Genomic DNA, 16,717 nt, shown 5'->3' with positions numbered 1-16,717 from the left:
GGTAGGGTGCGCACAGCGCACCCTACGGCATCAGTCGCAACTTAAGACGTCGGCAGTGTCAAATTCCCTCTCCCTCAGGGAGAGGGCTAGGGTGAGGGGATGAAAAAGAGTGGTTTGTACTGCTTGTCACCCTCATCCTGACCTTCTCCCTGAGGGAGAAGGGACCTATATCCGTAGCTAATAGGCTAAAAACACAAGGCTCTTCGCTTAAGTTGTGACCAGTGACGCTACGGTCTCTCCGGTGACAACCCAAAGTGTACCACTCTTGGGTGGTTTGATTTAGTCATCCTCTGCGAGCGTTTCTGGCGGACCTCCCCAGGGAAGGAAAACAGAGAAGGTTGAGCCACTGCCGAATTGACTGTCGACTGTCACGCTGCCGTCGAGTAAGTCAAGCAAACGTTTGACGATGTGGAGCCCGAGCCCGACACCGCCGCGTTGTGGTGTGTTGACGTCCGTGACCTGATAAAAGGGATCAAAAATATGAGGGAGCGCGTGTGCCCGAATGCCGATTCCGGTGTCACTCACTCCGATCTCGATTCCCTGATCGTTTTTCGTCACTTTTAATGATATGGTCCCAGCTTCAGTAAACTTCAGTGCATTGCTCAGTAAGTTCCGCAGCACCAAGCGCAACTTCCCCGGATCGGTACGCAATGGTGGAAGGGACGCAGCGACCGTACGGATATAGCGAACGCCGGGTTGCTGGCGAAGTTCGGGCATCTCGTCTTCCACCTGTTGGACAAGGAGGGGAAGACTCACCTCGCTCACCTCAAGCGGAAAGCGTCCATCCTCAAGTCGACGCAGATCAAGTACCAGCGAAATACGCTCAAGCAAGACGCGTCCGTTGTTTCTCAGGCGCACCAATACGTCACTCTGACCGCTACTCAGTTCACCAAATGTGTTCTCCAAAAGGAGGTCAGCATAGCCGAGGATGACATGTAGGGGGGTCCGGAGTTCATGACTCATCATGGCTAAAAATTCGCTCTTTACGCTATTGGCGACTTCCGCCCGTTCCTTTGCCTGTCGGAGCGCTTCCTCTGTTTGCTGGCGCTTCGCGACTTCGCGTTCAAGATCAGCGATCTTATCCTCTAACTTGCGTACGAGCGCTTCGTTGTACATTTTCAGATATTGCGGCTCTTGCAGGGACGTGTCCGGCGGTGGATGTAAATGGCCGCTCTGGTGCTGTCGGAGAACGTTCTCGATTTGCTGCATGAATTCTTCTGGCTCAATCGGTTTAATCAAGAATCGGGTCGCGCCAAGGCTGAGGGCTAGTTCTTCGTCTTCAGTGTCAGTATAGGTTGCCGTGTAGATCACGAGTGGAATTGAGCAGAGCCGGTCATCCGCACGCCAATGTCGACAGAGTGTGAATCCGTCCATGATTGGCATTAACACATCTGTGATGACCACATCTGGAGGCGTTTGCTGTGCTTTCGCCAGAGCCTCTTCCCCGTTAAGGGCCGACTCAACCGTATGTCCGTGCCCCCCAAGCAGGACATATAACTGGTAGATATTTTGCGGATTGTCGTCAACGACGAGGAAGCGGCTCATAGTGTGACCTTAGGTGTTAGGAGATGTTGTTGCACTTCGCTGATGAAGGTGTCGGGGTTAATGGGTTTCTCGATATACCCGGTGCAGCCGGCGGTCAGGATGCGCTCCCGATCGCCTGGCATCGCATATGACGTGATGGCGACAATCGGGATCGCGGTAAGGACAGGATTACTGCGAAGGGCTTCGGCGACGGTATAGCCGTCCATAATCGGCAATTGAATATCAAGCAGGATCAACGTGGGATTGACCTGTACCGCAAGGGCAATCCCTTCTTGACCGTCACGAGCGTGGACAACACGATAGCCGTGCTTTTCCAGCAGGAACGTGGTCAGATAGAGGTTCTGTTCGTTATCTTCAATGACTAAGATGGTGAGCGACATAAGGTTGTAGGTTTTCTGTTGGCTCAGTTATAGGGAGCGTGAACGTGAAGGTGCTGCCCATGCCCCACACACTGTCAACCCAAATTGTCCCGCCAAGTAATTCGACCAAGCGCTTGCAGATGGCCAGTCCGAGACCAGTTCCTTCGTGACGACGGGTCAGGCCGGTATCTAACTGACGAAACGTCTGAAAGAGTTTGTGGCGATCGTCATTTCTGATTCCGATGCCAGTGTCACTTACGCTCGTTTCAATCCAGCCAGGGATACGACGGCATTCCAGTCGTACCGTGCCAGTTTCGGTAAACTTTATCGCATTGTTGAGTAAATTGAGCAGAATCTGTTCGACGCGACGGCGATCACTCTCAATCAGATTGATATTCGCAGCGACCGCCGTCTGCAAAGCCAAGCCTTTTTGCTCAGCCAGGACACTTACGGTCTTGACGACCTTCTCGATTGCTTCTGGATAGGCGAACGATTTGGCATGAATTTCAATTTGGCCAGCTTCGATCTTGGAAATGTCGAGCACGTCATTAATCAGGCTGAGCAAATGTCGGGCGCTGGTTCGTACCATGTCAAGCTGTTTGCTCTGCTCACTGTTGAGCGGGCCAGCCAGTCCTTGCAGAATCACCCCAGTGAAGCCAATGATCGAGTTGAGAGGGGTACGTAATTCATGGGACATTGTCGCAAGGAACGCGGACTTGAGGCGATCGGCGGCTTCGGCTTGCTCTTTGGCAATCTGTAATTGCGCGGTTCGTGTCTTGACCCGCTGTTCGAGTTGGGCGTTCAGTTCACGAAGTCCCTCCTCGGCACGCTTACGTGTAGTGATGTCTCTGAGAAATCCGAGAGCCGCAGGTTTCCCTCGATACAAGAAGAAAATGGCAGAGGACTCAACATCGAGTAGCTCTCCTGTTAGGCGACGAAGTTTGATCTCGATCGGTTCTGCGGGGCGTTGTTCTTCAATGAGCGCATTCAGGCGTTCGCGGGTGACTCCACTGACTTCGGCGGGGATAAAGTCCCAAATGGACTTCCCAATGAGTGCGTCTGCATCCGGAAATCCGGCAAGTCTCGCACACGCAGGGTTGGCAAGCACCACACGGCCATCATGGTGGACGAGGATTGCCTCAGGACACGCTTCAAAGAGACTACGGTAGCGTTCCTCGCTTTCACGGACGATGGCTTGAATGCGCATGCGCTCGCTGATTTCTTCTTGTAGCGAGGCATTCGCGTCCATCAAGGCGACAGTGCGTTCCGCGACTCGCTGTTCCAGTTCCTCTGCATGACGTTGGATCTGCTCATTGTAAAGGCGGAGGTGTTCTTCGACTTTCATGCGTTCAGTAATGTCACGAAAGATGCCTTGAACACCGACGACATGGCCTGCTGCATCGCGGATCAAGCGAGCACGGGCCTCAACCGGCACGAGACTTCCGTCTCTACGGCGTAACTCTCCGGTAAAGGATGAAGGGACTCGTTCACCAGCCAGTACTTTACGCGTTCGCTCTTCCCCTTGGCGCCAAAACTCCGGCGTTGCAAACTCTCGATAGGTATGTCCCATCATTTCCTGTACTGACCAGCCGAGCATTTCCGCCAATCCCCGATTGACACTCGTGAGCGTGCCATCCAGGGTAAATGACACAATGCCATCATTGGCATTATCAACCAAACTGCGATAGTGCGCTTCACTCTGATGTAACTGCGTGAGAGTGGCTTCGAGCGCAGTTCTCTGACCACGCTCTTGCTGACGCAGCCATTCAAGCTCTTGAACGTTACGGCGACGAACGAGGTGGATGAGGATAGCGAGAACTGAAGCTGCAACGATAACTAGCGCTTCGTGGCTCCACAGGATGGTAGGGAACAGGACCGCTGCCGCAACGACCCAGCTTGTGACAATGGCGAACAGTGTACCGAGGAGCCAGCGCGCGGATAAAAATAAACCTCCAGTGCCGATGACACACAGGACAATATCGATGGTGTATCTTGTGTTCTGCAGGACGAAAAAGCGGAGGAGGACATTTCCTACCACAACGGCGACAATGCTTGCCCCGCAAACGTGACTCCATTCCTGCGGTATCGGCCACCGGTGGATTACGTACGGCAGTGCAAGAAGGAAAATAATGGTCCCGAATGCGACACTACCAAGAAGCAAGGATTGGGGTTCGAAGAGAGCGAAGGTGTGACTGACTGCGACTAATGCGTAGACTCCAGCAAGAGAAAAGCAAATGGGAGAAAGACTTTGCGCTACCAGACGATCGCAGGCTCTGCGCAAATCAGCTCCGGAAACGTGAACGGAGACGGTTTCCTCTTGAGAAACGTTGTACGATCCTACCGTCCTCATTGTTCGAGCATCCGTCCCCTGACCCTGTGGTGACCGATAACCTCACACACCCGGTTTCCTCCTCATCCGTTCCCTCATTATGAAAAACCAAAAGTGGGGAAGAGTGGGAAAGGGGCCAAAAAAACGCTTCAATAATATCGTATTTTGGGTCAGATTGTCACTTACGCGAAAGTCTGTATTTGTTGCATACTCTTGCTCAAGCCCTCGACATAAACCTCTGTAGCAGAGAGCATGAGAAGCGAGATTTACGAGTCCTTTGGTGCTTCGCTGTCCTTCCCGGCTGTTTTGATGACGTTCATGGCCATGGCCATCATCGAACCGATATCAGAGACGCTCGCTGGCAAAATCATCGTATTGTTGGTCTTGGCGAGCTCCCCGAACTTTGTGATGTATTGTTCAGCCACCCGAAGCTGAACTGCCTCCTGGCCTCCAGGCATCCGGATCGCATCTGCGACTTTACGAATCCCTTCGGCAGTGGCACTGGCGATCGAAAGAATCGCAGCCGCTTCGCCTTCAGCCTCATTCATTTCTTGTTGCTTCTTGGCTTCCGACGCTTTGATGACTTGTTGTTTTTGACCCTCGGCCGAGTTAATCGCAGCGTCACGCTCACCTTCTGAGGTCAAAATTAACGCCCGCTTCTCACGCTCGGCGCGCATTTGTTTTTCCATCGCAGCCAACACGTCGGCTGGCGGAGTAATGTTCTTAATTTCATAGCGGAGGACTTTAATGCCCCACGGTTCAGTGGCTTTGTCGAGTTCATTCACGACATTGGTGTTGATCTGGGTCCGCTCTTCAAAGGTGCGGTCGAGTTCAATCCTACCGATCTCGCTTCGCAGCGTCGTTTGGGCGAGTTGGGTAATCGCAAAGACGTAATCTGCCACTCCATAGGAAGCACGCTCTGGATTCATGATCTTAAAGTATAACACTCCGTCGACTTGTACTTGGACGTTATCGCGCGTGATGCAGACCTGCGGCGGGATATCGAGCGCGGTTTCTTTGAGAGAATGGCGATAGCGTACGGTATCAACAAACGGGACAAGGATATGGAAGCCGGCGCTGAGTGTTCCTGAGTATCGTCCTAAGCGTTCGACGACGTAGGCACTCTGTTGCGGAACGACAATGGCGAGTTTCGTGAGCACGAACCAGACGAGAAGGGCGAGGACAATAACAAGCAGTAATGTTCCATCCATGCGCGTGTTTCCTTCTTGTTAAAGGGTGTTCAGGATCAGGGTGAGCCCATTGACTTGTTGGACACGGTACCGCTGTCCTTTGGTCAGGGGCAGTGGGCTACCATTTTGTACATTCCATACAGTGCCGTGCAGTTCAGCTTTCCCGAACGCACCTGCAGGAAGGTCTTCATGAAGGAGTGCCAGTTCTCCGACGAGACTATCTACTGCGTATGGGAGATTTCGTTGGCCACCAAGCGCAGACAGGAGGCGTTTGCGGAACACGACGAGGGAGACCACTGACAGCACCGAGAACAACAACCATTGCCACCACAGTGGTCCACTCAGACCAACTCCTGCCAGCAGAGCAACGAGAAATGCACTGACAGAAAAGAATGCCGCGTAGAAACCGCCAGGCGTCGCGGCTTCGACAAACGCGAGCAGCAGACCAAAGATGGCCCAGTGCCACCATTCCATAGGGTGAGCTTATAGTCCGGCTACGCAACCTTTATGCGTGATTTGAGAATAGCCTGCACAAGGTCCTCGGGGACATCTGAGGGAATTGGTTCACTTGAGGAAACCTCTACCGCCTTACCGATCCGAGTCGTTGCTTGATACTGCTGCAAGTATTTCACACAATCGGGACATTTTGCTAGGTGCTCGTCAAACGTCGCGCGCTCTACGGGAGAGAGGTCATTATCAATATAGCACCAGAGAAACTCGACAAACTCACGACAGGTCATAATAGATCCTTTGCTGATAACCCTGAATGCTGTGGTAAAAACTCAGGTATATTGCAAAATTATACAGCATTTTCCTGAAAATGTGGGTCAAGTAAAGTACGGAGAGCCTGCCGAGCCCGGTGCAGGCGAATCTTAATTGCGTTTGGACTGATGCCGATCAACTGTGCCGCTTCCTCGGTGTCGAGTTCTTCAATGTCACGCAGCAAAAGGACTGTTCGGTATGTCTCAGGGAGCCGGTCGATGCACTCGCGTACCAACGCGCGAGTTTCGCGTTGCTGCAATAGTCCTTCCGGTTCTTTCCACGGTTTGGTGGGATTGCCACGATGGCCATCCTCACGGTGGCCATCTTCGATGTACTTTGGTAGCAGATCGTCAAGCGAATCTTCGGGGTGGCGCCGACGGGTCCGCAGTTTCATTAACGCGGCATTCACAGCGATGCGATGAAGCCAGGTCGACAGAAGAGAGCCTTCTTCGAATGTATGCAGCGCGCGAAAGGCGGAGATAAACGCATCTTGTAAGGCATCTTTGGCATCTTCTTCATTGCGGAGCAGTCGTCGCGTGACCGCCAGCAGGCGACCACTATAGCTACGAACCAGGGTTTCATAGGCAGCCGAATCTCCAGCACGGAGGCGGCTGAGCAGCGCGGTGTCTTCCCCTGCAGTTGCGGACTGTTTGTGAATAGGAGGTTCAGTCTTCACAGCCCGGACGTTAGCATAGACGTATCAGTTTCGTCTATTGCCGGTCTCTCTCGACTGGAGCACTCTGCGCTCGAGCGCTGAGGATCGCGTGCACTAATTCTTCTGGAACCTCAGCGGGGACCGCGTCCTCTGGGTCGGCATACGCAAGGTGACTTGCTAACACGGTCGTTTGATAACTGCTTAGATATTGTGAACACTCAGGACAATCGGCGAGATGGTACGCGAAGGCGTGGGATTCATTCTGGGACAGGGTGCCTGCCAAATAATCGGCGATGAAGTTGATAAATTCACGACAAGTCAACATGGGTAATTCAATTGAAAAAGAAGAATGAGAAATGAAGAAACGCAGGGGAGGACATTTGCTCTTCACTTTTCACTGTACCTTCTCCATCTTTCATCACTGTTGTTTACTGACCATGAAGTGCGAGCTCAACTACTTTTCTTTTAGAGTCGGTCTGAGGAAGTCCTCTGAGAGTGTCATTGCGAACGGCACGAAGCAATCGTTGTCTCCTTAGCTGCTGATGCTGAGACTGCTTCGTCACCTCTGGCTCTTCGCAATGACAGCTTGTGCTTACTTCTCAGGCAACCTTTTAGCGTGTCCATGCTAGCCAGCGATGAAAAATATTCTTGACGAGTGGAGTAAGGCGGGTGCGATTGTACGCGTCGCCAACCTTACGGATCGCTTCTGCCTGGGTCGGATACGGATGGATGACTGAGGCGAGGGTTGAGAGGCCCACCTTGCCCACCATCGCCAGTGTAAGTTCGCTAATCATGTCTCCTGCATGGCGGGCAACAATCGTTGCACCAAGAATCTGATCGGTGCCTTTTTTGACGTGGACCTTTACGAAACCATCTTCTTCACCGTCGGCAATGGCACGATCAACTTGACTCATGGCAATCGTGAAGGTGTTCAGTTCTATGCCTTTTTCTTGCGCATCACGTTCGTAGAGGCCGACGTGCGCAATTTCTGGATCAGTGTAGGTGCACCAGGGCATGGTCAAAGCACTGAGTTTCTTTTTGCCATGAAACAGGGTGTTCTGAATCACAATCCGTGCGGCGAAATCGGCAGCGTGGGTAAATTTCCAGTCCATGCAAATGTCACCGGCAGCATAAATCCGCGGATTCGTGGTTTGTAAGCGATCGTTGACTTTGACGCCGCGTTTCCTGTCGTACTCCACCCCGACAGTTTCAAGATTTAACCCGTCCACGTTCGGTGCACGTCCTGCACCAACAAGAACTTCATCGACAGTAATGGAATCCGCCTTTCCTTGCGAGGTGAAGTGGAAGACTTTGCCATTTGCCGTACGTTCGACGTGAACGATTTCAGAATCGAGAACGAGCTGGATGCCTTCTCGCAGAAATGTCTGTTGCACGATCTCGGCAGCGTCGGCATCCTCGCGATTGAGAATGTGACCGGCATTGTGGAACAGTACGACATCAGAACCCAAGCGACGAAACGCCTGCGCGAGTTCACACCCAATGGGTCCACCACCGATGACCGCCAGGCGACGCGGACATTCGGTGAGTGAAAAGACGGTTTCGTTGGTTAAGAATCCCGCTGCGGCTAACCCTGAGATCGACGGATTTACCGCGCGCGCACCGCTCGCGATAACGGCACGCTTAAAGCGCAAAGTTTTGCCCGCGACTTCAATGGTATCAGGACCGGTAAAGTGGCCGTCGCCGAGAAAGACGTCGACCCCGAGTTCTTTATGAAAGCGATGCGCGGAATCATGATGGCTAATCCCAGCGCGTAACCGTCGCATCCGTTCCATGACTGCCGCAAAGTCGACTTCTACCTCTCCTTTGACGCGTACGCCAAACCGTTCGGCGTCACGGATATCGCTGACAACCCGCGAAGAGCGAATGACGGCTTTGGATGGTACGCAACCGACATTCAAGCAATCGCCACCCATAAGGTGACGTTCAATTAACGCGACTTTGGCGCCGAGACCGGCTGCGCCAGCAGCGGTGACCAGCCCAGCCGTGCCCGCACCAATAACTACCAGGTTGTACCGTGGCGCAGGTTCCGGATTGGTCCAGTCAGTAGGGTGGACATTGGCGATGAGCTGCGCATTGTGTGCGTCGTTCGGTAAGACTTCCGGGTGCGAGCCCTTGGCCTTGGTTGGTTGCCAATCATCGGCAAGGCTGTTATCGAGTGGAGTGACTGGGGTTTTCATACGCGCTTGTTGTTGGAGCTGATTCATAGCCGACCTCCTGGTGCAATGGTAGAGGGGCACTGTTCTCTCTCGTGGTACTCTGATGCTGCACTGACACAAGAGGTTGCACCGCCTGCCAGGAGGAAACTGCTCGGCAATCGAGTGGATGCCTTGGCTAGACTCCGCACCTGAGACCCGATACAGGGTGGAAGAATGAGGTGATGGATATGAATGTGTTAGAAGAAGGCACAACATTAACGTTGGATTTTGCTAAGCTGCAAAAAGTAGCTGAGACCAAGCAAGCTGTGGTTCCGGCCGTGCTGCAGCACGCCGACACGAAAGAAGTGCTTTTCATTGGCTATGTTAACCAATTTGCGTTGCAAGAAACACAAAAGACTCGACGGGCCGTGTTGTGGTCGACGTCTCGTAACGAACTCTGGCGCAAAGGGGAAACGTCGGGAGACGTCCTCGACCTTGTCGAAATTCGTGTGAACTGCGAACAGAACTCATTGCTCTACATCGTACGCCCGCGCAAAGGTGGGGTGTGTCACACTAAAGATGCCTCCGGACAAACACGCGTCGGGTGTTATTATCGTCGTACGAGTGGGGCTGGGGGAGAGTTGGAGTTCGTGTGAGGCGCGTCGCTCAGTTCACGCAAGGTGGGGCATGATGAAACCGTACTTTCAAAATCAATGGCCTAGGATACTCACCGTCCGGGCCAGCGCGAGGTGAGAACTGCAGACCGAATTCCACGAGATGCTCCTCGGGCAGACGATACACTCTCCCGCCTTCAATTCTCTTGCAATGTAATCGCACCACTGGGGCAGATGTCCGCCACGTCTTCCGCGGCCTCACGGAGTTCTTTCCCAATCGTTTCAACAATCACTCGTGGTGTGCCGTCTGCGTCGGCTGTGATCAATTCAGCATGCAGGTAGGCGCATTGCCCTGACTTCCGACACTTTTGATAGTTGATCACGAGCCGCATTTCACCGCCCTCCGCCATGTAAACGCAGTGGCAGTCGTTCAAAGCCGAAGACGACCGGGCTTTGTGATTGGCGCACTGCAGGTGTGCTCCCATGGGTGAGGGTGGAATAACGATCAAGAAAGGCATTCAGCGAAATCCTGGCTTCGGCGCGTGCGAGCGGTGCACCTAAACAATAGTGAGTGCCTGCGCCGAAGGAGACATGACTGCGCAAGTCACGATCGAGGCGGAATTCCTCGGGATTGGGAAATTCTTTGGGGTCGCGATTGGCAGCCCCGAAGAACACGGTGACTAATTCATCGGCTGGTATGGTGACACCCGAGAGTGTCGCTTCTTTGGTTGTCATTCGCATCAATTGTTGTACCGGACTCTCGTAGCGAAGAGTTTCTTCGATTACGGGCTCAACCAGAGTGCGATCCTGCCGTAGGCGTTGCCACAATTCTGGACGCTCCACCAGAATGTTGAGCATATTGCCAATTAAGTTGGTGGTTGTTTCGTTGCCAGCGATGAGAAGAAGAATGCAGAAGCCAAGAATCTCCCAGTCTTGCAGTGACTCCCCCTCAATCTCGGCTTCGACCAGCGCAGTAATGAGGTCATCTGCTCCCTGCGTGCGCCGCGCCGCTGCGATCTTGCCGAAATATTCCACCATCTCGAGCGTGTTCTTCATCCGCTCCTCTAACGAGATGGAAACGAGAGATGAAATGAAGGTGTCTGACCAGCGTTTGAACGTCGGGTAATCATCGCCGGGGATGCCCATCAGGCGAGCGATCACTTTCACTGGCAACGGGATGGTGTAGGACTGCACGATGTCAGTCTCTCCAGAGCCGATGTTATCGAGCAGTTCGGTGGCGATAGAGGTAATCCACGGTTCTAACGCCTCGACGCGTCTCAGGGTAAAGGCCTTATTCACCAAGCGACGAAACCGCGTGTGACGTGGCGGATCGTCCATGATCAGCACCAGCTGCGGAAAGAACCCTTTTTCAACGAAGGGGTTGCGTGCCGACGTAAAGGTGTCGTGATCGCGAAGCACCGCAAGGACATCATCGTACGTCATGATCGTCCAAGATTTCAGCGGTTCATCGAGCCCAGGCACGATGCCGGCGGGAAGAAATTCCATGAGCATCGGTGACTGTGGGCGCATCTCCAGATAGGCGGGATACGGGTTGGCGACAAACGTGGCGAGATCACCGCGGACTTGCTCAAGCGAGAGCGGAGTTGGTGCATCCATGGTAGTGTCCTTTCATTGCACTGTTCACTGTATCTGTTTCTTCGATGAGTGAACAGTTGACATCGTTACTTAACAATGTTACCTAACGATGTCAGGTGACAACTACGTATGCCTCGCCCTATTAACCCAACCTTGCGTGCCGACATTCTTGCTGTGGCACTCCGCTTAATTGAAGAGAGTGGCGTCGAGGCACTGACGATGCGCGCAGTCGCTAGCGCGCTGGGATATAGTGCCACAGCGATTTATCAACACTTCGATAGCAAAGAGGAACTGCTCCTGACCCTCAAACTGCAAGCGGGAGATTTATTGACGGCCGCGATCGATGCTGCGTGATGTGAACCGACGTTGCTCGAACAACTCCGTGCGATGGGCGTCGCGTATCTCCGTTTCGGGATCGATAATCCAACCTATTATCGCCTCATTTTCCAAGATTCAGCCGTTGAGCCGACACCAGAGCAGCATGCACGCCTACGTACCAGTTGGGTAATCATGCGCGATACCCTAGCGGCATGGCTGGTTGAACGGCAATTGCATGATGTGGACAGGGATCAAGCCGCGAACATCTTATGGGCAATGGTCCATGGCCTCGTCTCTTTACACCTTGCCGGTCGTCTGGTGTTCTCTGATCCTCAAGCAATCTTGACGCATTACGACGTGGCGACGTCTCGTTGGTTCGCGGGATTGATCGCCATGCATGGAAGTCCAGCTCAGGAACCACCGCAATCTCGTGTACGTACTCGTCGACACACATCTACACGCCGCTCTCGGCAGAGAGCAAGGAGGAAGTCATTATGAGTCGTTCGTTTCCGAATGATCCATTTCTCCGTGGGAACTATGCGCCGTGGCCGATGGAGGGGGAGGTTCACGATCTGGTGGTGGAAGGGGAGATTCCGCGCGCATTAAACGGCACGTTGTATCGTAACGGTGCCAATCCGCAGTTTGCGCCACGTGGTCGCTACCACTGGTTCGATGGAGACGGCATGATCCACGCATTCGCTATCCGTGAAGGGAAAGCGCACTATCGTAACCGTTGGGTACGGACGCAGCGATTCCAGATGGAGCGAGAAGCGGGCGAAGCGCTCTGGGGAGGACTAGCTGATTGGACGAACTCAGACCCACGAGTTGAGGGAATTTTTCCCAATGCAGCCAACACCAACATTATCGTGCATGGTGGGAAACTCTTAGCGCTGTGGGAAGCTGGGCCACCACACGAACTTGATCCAGAAACATTAGAAACGCGCGGCATCTATGACTTCGACGGTAAACTGCAAGGGCCGATGACGGCGCATCCGAAGATCGATCCTGAAACTGGCGAGTTGCTGTTCTTTGGCTACAGTCCGTTTCCGCCGTATCTACGTTACTACGTGGCGACTGCTGATGGGAAGATTACCCGCAGTGAAGAGATCGATGTTCCAGTCCCCACGATGATGCACGACTTCATCACCACGCGTGAGCATGTGATCTTCATGGTTTTTCCGGCGACGTTTCGTTCCGAGAACTTTGCGTCTGGTGCGCCGATTCGCTGGGAGCCGGAGGTAGGAACCAAAATTGGCGTCATGCCGCGCAGCGGTTCGAGTGCCGATGTTCGCTGGTTCGCGACTGATCCGTGTTTCGTATTTCATCCGATGAACGCCTATTCAGAAAATGGTCAGGTGATCGCTGATGTCTGTCGTCTTCCACGCTTGCCGTTATTTGATGGGGCAGAGGCGAGCGATTTAGCGAAGGATGATTCTGCGAAACTTACGCGTTGGGCATTGGATCTGCGTAGCGGTTCGATGAAGGATCAGCAGCTTGATGATAGTCCAACAGAGTTCCCGCGACTCGATGAGCGCTATGCAGGGCTCTCGTACCGTTATGGCTACACTGGTGGACGCTGCGGTAGTCCTGGTGAGGATGGATTTTTTAACGCCATCTTTCGCTATGATCATCAGACCGGACGAAAACAGGTGTGTGACTTTGGCTCGACAGGATTTCCCTCAGAGCCGGTTTTCGTGCCACGTGCAGCACAGGCGCCGGAAGGGCAGGGGTACATACTCTCCGTTGTCTATCGTCGAGATGAGAATCGCAGTGACCTGGTCATTTTGGATGCGGAGAACATAGGCCATGATCCGGTGGCGACGGTAAAGCTACCACATCGAGTGCCCTACGGGTTTCACGGCAATTGGGGACACAATCTCTAAAAAAGGCTTTAGGCAAAAGGCCATAGGCTAACGGGGGAAATTGAGTCCCCCTCCTTACGTCGTGGCTAAGGCTCCGTTCTGAAGGTTTTCCTCGATAGCCTACAACCTGAAGCCTAAAGCCCTCCTCGTTCATCATTTAGCTTCTCCTACAGTCTCCCCTCGCCTTGCCTCCATTTGTCGTTCGTGCCAAGTCAACAGCCGAGTGCTGTATATGAACACGCGCGGTCAGTGCTGACCGTGCGTCGCGACGCTAGGAGGTAGAGAAGCGTGCATGTTCAGAGCAAAGGAGACAATCGCTCACAGATTGTTGGCCGTGCCGCAGAAATTGCTTATCTAGAGCAGTGTCTGGAGACCGCGCTCACGGGCGAACGGCAAGTCGTGTTTATCAGTGGCGAACCAGGCATCGGCAAGACTACGATTGTGGAGGCCTTTCGGCAGAGACTAGAGGCTAGAGGCTTGGGACTAGCCGCCTCCCCACAAGTCTCTAGCCTCCAGCCTCTAGCCTCTCCTGTGAGCTTCGCTTACGGGCAGTGCATCGAACAGTATGGCGCCGGTGAAGCCTTCATGCCCTTGTTGGAAATTGCCGGGCAGTTGTGTCGTGGTCCGCAGCGTGACCAGACCCGGGAACTGTTGCGTCGCTATGCGCCGTCCTGGTTAGTGCAGTTACCGTTCTTGATTGACGCGGCTGAACTCGAGGCCCTGCATCGGCAATTACAAGGGGCGACGCGTGAGCGCATGCTGCGCGAAGCAGCAGAAATTCTCACGGTCTTCACTCGCGAGCAGGGCTTGGTGATGGTGCTGGAAGACCTGCACTGGAGCGATATCTCCACCCTGGAGTGGTTGTCGTACGTCGCGCAACGTCGTGAACCGGCCAAGTTGCTCATCATCGGAACATACCGGCCCACAGATGTATTAGCGAACAACCATCCATTACGAGGGGTGGTGCAAGAGTTAACCGCGCGCAGCCGCTGTGAGGAATTACGGGTTACGCCGCTTTCAGAACAGGCAGTGAATGAGTATCTGACGCAGCGCTTGCATACGACGATTGCCGCCTCTCCGTTGCCTGAGCTTATTCACCGCCGCACGGGTGGTAATCCGCTGTTCATCGTCAATGTCGTCGATGACTTGTTGCAACAAGGGCTTGTCCGTGAGCAAGCCGGGCAGTGGACGATGCAGGGTGACGTCTTGCGTATGACTGAGAATGTCCCAAACACGTTGCGGCACATAATTGAGAAACAGTTTCAGCACTTACCGGAGGAGACGCAACACTTGCTCGAAGTCGCAAGCGTCGTGGGCATAGAATTCTCTGCTGCCGCCGTCGCGGCGGGGCTGCAAGTGGAGGTAGAAGAGGTTGACCGTCAGTGTGACATGTTGGTCCGCAGGGGACAATTGATTACCGCCCGAGGAACGGAGGAGTGGCCCGACGGCACGTTGAGTGAACGCTACCGTTTTCACCATGCGCTCTATCATGCCGTGTTGTACGATCGCGTGAATGAAACGCGACGTATCCGACTCCACCGACGTGTAGGGGAACAGAAAGAAGCCGCGTACGGAAGCCGCGCCAGTGAAATCGCCGCCGAACTCGCAGTGCGCTTTACACAAGGGCGAGAGGTCGAGAAAGCGATTGCTTTCCGTGAGCACGCAGGGCAGACTGCGCTCCGTCGTCATGCCAACCAAGAAGCCGTGGTTCATTTTACGCAAGGATTGGAGTTGCTCATCACCCTCCCTGAGACTGCCGCACGGGGCCACATAGAACTGCGGTTGCAGCTTGCGCTGGTAAATCCTCTGCGTGCACTCAAAGGGTATACGGCGCCTGAAGTTGAACACGTGTATGCGCGTGTCCGCGGGCTCTGTCAGCAGGAAGAGCAGCTGCCACAATTTGCCGCTACTATCGGTGGTCTTATTGTCTTACACCACACGCGCGCTGAGTTTCGCACGGCCTGGGAACTCGGAGCGCAGTTTCTCACGCTGAGTCAACGTCTCACCGACCCGTTGCTGACGGTCCGAGCCTACATGCAGCAAGGCACTACCTTGTATGACTTTGCAGACTTACCCACAGCCCGGCAGTATTTGCAGCACGCGTATGAAACCTATGACTGGCAGACCCATGCCGACCATATTGCCCAGTATGGCGGGCGCGACCCTGGGGTCGGGAGCTTACACTGGCTCGCGCTGACCTTGTGGCGACTGGGGTATGCTGATCAAGCCTTGCACTGTACGCAGCAGGCCCTCGCATTGGCCGAGAAACTCGCGCACCCGTTTACCCTCGCCTGGTCACATTATGTTGCCTGTGTGATTCATTATTATCGTCGGGAAGTGGAGTCCTGTCTCGCACATGTGCGGATCACTACGTCCCTTGCGCAGGAGCACGGATTTGGATTCATTATCACTATAGCGGCCATTTCTGAGGGCTGGGCACAAGTAGAGCAAGGGCAAGGCGAGGGCGGCATTGCGCAGATTCGTCACGGGCTGCGTTTGTATCAGGAGGCCGGTGCCTGTTATGGCATTCCAGCCTATCTTGCGGTGCTGGCCGAGGCCTACGCAAAAAATGGCCAGCTGGCCGAGGCGTACGCCGCTGTAGACGAGGCATTTGTTCACGCTGAGCAAGCTGAGCATCACGTCTATATGCCAGATCTGTATCTACTCAAAGGTGAGCTGCTTCTAAACGATGAGCGCGGAATGCTGAATGATGAACGGAAGACAAGAGAAGAACAGCAAGAAGTTGCCCCCATTCATCATTCATCGTTCATCATTCATCGTTCCGAAGAGGCGGAAGGCTACTTCCACAAAGCGCTGACGACTGCTCGCCAGCAACACGCCAAGTCGCTCGAACTGCGCGCGTCAGTGAGCCTTGCGCGCTTGTGGCAGAGTCAAGGCAAGCCTGGTGAGGCTCGCCAGTTGGTAGAGGAGATCTATAGCTGGTTCACGGAAGGGTTTGACACCAAGGATATGCAAGAGGCGGAAGCACTGCTGATGAGTCTCGGGAGCAGTGTTTCACGTCCAAAGTCCAAAGTCCAAAGTCCAAAGCCACCGCAGGCTGAAGGTCTAAGGCCGCAGGCTGAAGGAGCGAACTTGTCTTCCCCTTACAGCCTGAAGCCTATAGCCTTCCTCAGTCCTCATCTTCCCCAGCCCCTAGTCCCCAACCTCTAGCCCCAGTTTTGCTAACCCCTAACCCCCAATCCCCATCCCTGTAAAGGTCGGTTGACTACCGTCGCATCGCCAGAATCCGCGCAGTCGATACGTGCGTTTGTTTTTTGCCACTCAGTTTGTGAGGTACTGGCTTCTTCGGCCCGCGTTTGGACTTGGTGTA

The 16,717-nt window shown here is 53.9% G+C and carries 16 protein-coding genes; 5 read left to right on the top strand and 11 right to left on the bottom strand.

What is annotated here, in order from left to right:
• Window positions 1-279: 279 nt before the first annotated feature.
• From FJ147_08930 to FJ147_08890, 9 genes are all read right to left on the bottom strand, one after another.
• Window positions 280-1,545, bottom strand: coding sequence for a hybrid sensor histidine kinase/response regulator (locus tag FJ147_08930; protein MBM4256006.1), 1,266 nt, complete (start codon window positions 1,543-1,545; stop codon window positions 280-282).
• Window positions 1,542-1,925, bottom strand: coding sequence for a response regulator (locus FJ147_08925; protein MBM4256005.1), 384 nt, complete (start codon window positions 1,923-1,925; stop codon window positions 1,542-1,544). The genes FJ147_08930 and FJ147_08925 overlap by 4 nt, the downstream gene beginning before the upstream one ends.
• Window positions 1,900-4,254 carry a PAS domain S-box protein gene (locus tag FJ147_08920; GenBank protein MBM4256004.1) on the bottom strand — a complete coding sequence of 785 codons (2,355 nt, stop codon included), beginning with the start codon at window positions 4,252-4,254 and terminating at the stop codon, window positions 1,900-1,902. The genes FJ147_08925 and FJ147_08920 overlap by 26 nt, the downstream gene beginning before the upstream one ends.
• A 245-nt stretch (window positions 4,255-4,499) precedes the next feature.
• Entirely contained in the window at window positions 4,500-5,444 is a 945-nt protein-coding gene (locus tag FJ147_08915) for a paraslipin (protein ID MBM4256003.1), read from the bottom strand.
• Between the two features lie 18 nt (window positions 5,445-5,462).
• The gene (locus FJ147_08910; protein MBM4256002.1) at window positions 5,463-5,897 is read right to left on the bottom strand and encodes an NfeD family protein; all 435 of its coding nucleotides are present in this window, start codon (window positions 5,895-5,897) and stop codon (window positions 5,463-5,465) included.
• A 20-nt stretch (window positions 5,898-5,917) separates the two neighbouring features.
• Window positions 5,918-6,163 carry a hypothetical protein gene (locus tag FJ147_08905; protein MBM4256001.1) on the bottom strand — a complete coding sequence of 82 codons (246 nt, stop codon included), beginning with the start codon at window positions 6,161-6,163 and terminating at the stop codon, window positions 5,918-5,920.
• Between the two features lie 59 nt (window positions 6,164-6,222).
• Window positions 6,223-6,843 (bottom strand): sigma-70 family RNA polymerase sigma factor, encoded by a 621-nt coding sequence (locus FJ147_08900; protein MBM4256000.1) that lies wholly within the window; start codon window positions 6,841-6,843, stop codon window positions 6,223-6,225.
• Between the two features lie 52 nt (window positions 6,844-6,895).
• Window positions 6,896-7,165: a hypothetical protein gene (locus FJ147_08895; GenBank protein MBM4255999.1), complete on the bottom strand. Its 270-nt coding sequence runs from the start codon at window positions 7,163-7,165 to the stop codon at window positions 6,896-6,898.
• Window positions 7,166-7,451: 286 nt separating this feature from the next.
• On the bottom strand, window positions 7,452-9,038 hold the full coding sequence (locus FJ147_08890) for a mercuric reductase (protein MBM4255998.1): 1,587 nt from the start codon (window positions 9,036-9,038) through the stop codon (window positions 7,452-7,454).
• A gap of 200 nt (window positions 9,039-9,238) precedes the next feature.
• On the opposite strand from FJ147_08890, the gene FJ147_08885 reads away from it, so the two are divergent.
• Complete coding sequence (locus FJ147_08885; GenBank protein ID MBM4255997.1) at window positions 9,239-9,652, top strand: phosphoribosyl-AMP cyclohydrolase; 414 nt, start codon at window positions 9,239-9,241, stop codon at window positions 9,650-9,652.
• A gap of 155 nt (window positions 9,653-9,807) precedes the next feature.
• Here the strand turns inward: FJ147_08885 and FJ147_08880 are convergent, their stop codons facing one another.
• Window positions 9,808-10,128, bottom strand: a complete 321-nt coding sequence (locus FJ147_08880) for a ferredoxin (protein MBM4255996.1) — start codon at window positions 10,126-10,128, stop codon at window positions 9,808-9,810.
• Complete coding sequence (locus FJ147_08875) at window positions 10,004-11,227, bottom strand: cytochrome P450 (protein ID MBM4255995.1); 1,224 nt, start codon at window positions 11,225-11,227, stop codon at window positions 10,004-10,006. Before FJ147_08875 ends, FJ147_08880 begins: the two co-directional genes overlap by 125 nt.
• Window positions 11,228-11,335: 108 nt before the next feature.
• Here FJ147_08875 and FJ147_08870 point away from each other — a divergent pair, with 108 nt between their 5' ends.
• The 4 genes from FJ147_08870 (at window position 11,336) to FJ147_08855 (ending at window position 16,557) form a co-directional block, all read left to right on the top strand.
• Entirely contained in the window at window positions 11,336-11,560 is a 225-nt protein-coding gene (locus FJ147_08870) for a helix-turn-helix transcriptional regulator (protein ID MBM4255994.1), read from the top strand.
• A 12-nt stretch (window positions 11,561-11,572) separates the two neighbouring features.
• Window positions 11,573-12,022: a WHG domain-containing protein gene (locus tag FJ147_08865; GenBank protein MBM4255993.1), complete on the top strand. Its 450-nt coding sequence runs from the start codon at window positions 11,573-11,575 to the stop codon at window positions 12,020-12,022.
• Between the two features lie 53 nt (window positions 12,023-12,075).
• Window positions 12,076-13,407, top strand: coding sequence for a carotenoid oxygenase family protein (locus FJ147_08860; protein MBM4255992.1), 1,332 nt, complete (start codon window positions 12,076-12,078; stop codon window positions 13,405-13,407).
• A gap of 267 nt (window positions 13,408-13,674) precedes the next feature.
• Complete coding sequence (locus tag FJ147_08855) at window positions 13,675-16,557, top strand: hypothetical protein (protein MBM4255991.1); 2,883 nt, start codon at window positions 13,675-13,677, stop codon at window positions 16,555-16,557.
• Window positions 16,558-16,717: the final 160 nt, after the last annotated feature.

The sequence above is a fragment of the Deltaproteobacteria bacterium genome (genome assembly GCA_016874775.1).
In the GTDB taxonomy this organism is placed as follows: Bacteria; Desulfobacterota; Binatia; order Bin18; family Bin18; genus VGTJ01.
The sequence above is the reverse complement of the archived record's forward strand: the minus strand, read 5'-3'. Positions and strand labels throughout refer to the sequence as shown.

Coding starts and splice junctions, on each gene's coding strand:
- FJ147_08930 (MBM4256006.1), bottom strand. CDS start 1,545: ATGAGCCGCTTCCTCGTCGTTGACGACAATCCGCAAAATATCTACCAG.
- FJ147_08925 (MBM4256005.1), bottom strand. CDS start 1,925: ATGTCGCTCACCATCTTAGTCATTGAAGATAACGAACAGAACCTCTAT.
- FJ147_08920 (MBM4256004.1), bottom strand. CDS start 4,254: ATGAGGACGGTAGGATCGTACAACGTTTCTCAAGAGGAAACCGTCTCC.
- FJ147_08915 (MBM4256003.1), bottom strand. CDS start 5,444: ATGGATGGAACATTACTGCTTGTTATTGTCCTCGCCCTTCTCGTCTGG.
- FJ147_08910 (MBM4256002.1), bottom strand. CDS start 5,897: ATGGAATGGTGGCACTGGGCCATCTTTGGTCTGCTGCTCGCGTTTGTC.
- FJ147_08905 (MBM4256001.1), bottom strand. CDS start 6,163: ATGACCTGTCGTGAGTTTGTCGAGTTTCTCTGGTGCTATATTGATAAT.
- FJ147_08895 (MBM4255999.1), bottom strand. CDS start 7,165: ATGTTGACTTGTCGTGAATTTATCAACTTCATCGCCGATTATTTGGCA.
- FJ147_08890 (MBM4255998.1), bottom strand. CDS start 9,038: ATGAAAACCCCAGTCACTCCACTCGATAACAGCCTTGCCGATGATTGG.
- FJ147_08885 (MBM4255997.1), top strand. CDS start 9,239: ATGGATATGAATGTGTTAGAAGAAGGCACAACATTAACGTTGGATTTT.
- FJ147_08880 (MBM4255996.1), bottom strand. CDS start 10,128: ATGCCTTTCTTGATCGTTATTCCACCCTCACCCATGGGAGCACACCTG.
- FJ147_08875 (MBM4255995.1), bottom strand. CDS start 11,227: ATGGATGCACCAACTCCGCTCTCGCTTGAGCAAGTCCGCGGTGATCTC.
- FJ147_08870 (MBM4255994.1), top strand. CDS start 11,336: ATGCCTCGCCCTATTAACCCAACCTTGCGTGCCGACATTCTTGCTGTG.
- FJ147_08860 (MBM4255992.1), top strand. CDS start 12,076: ATGGAGGGGGAGGTTCACGATCTGGTGGTGGAAGGGGAGATTCCGCGC.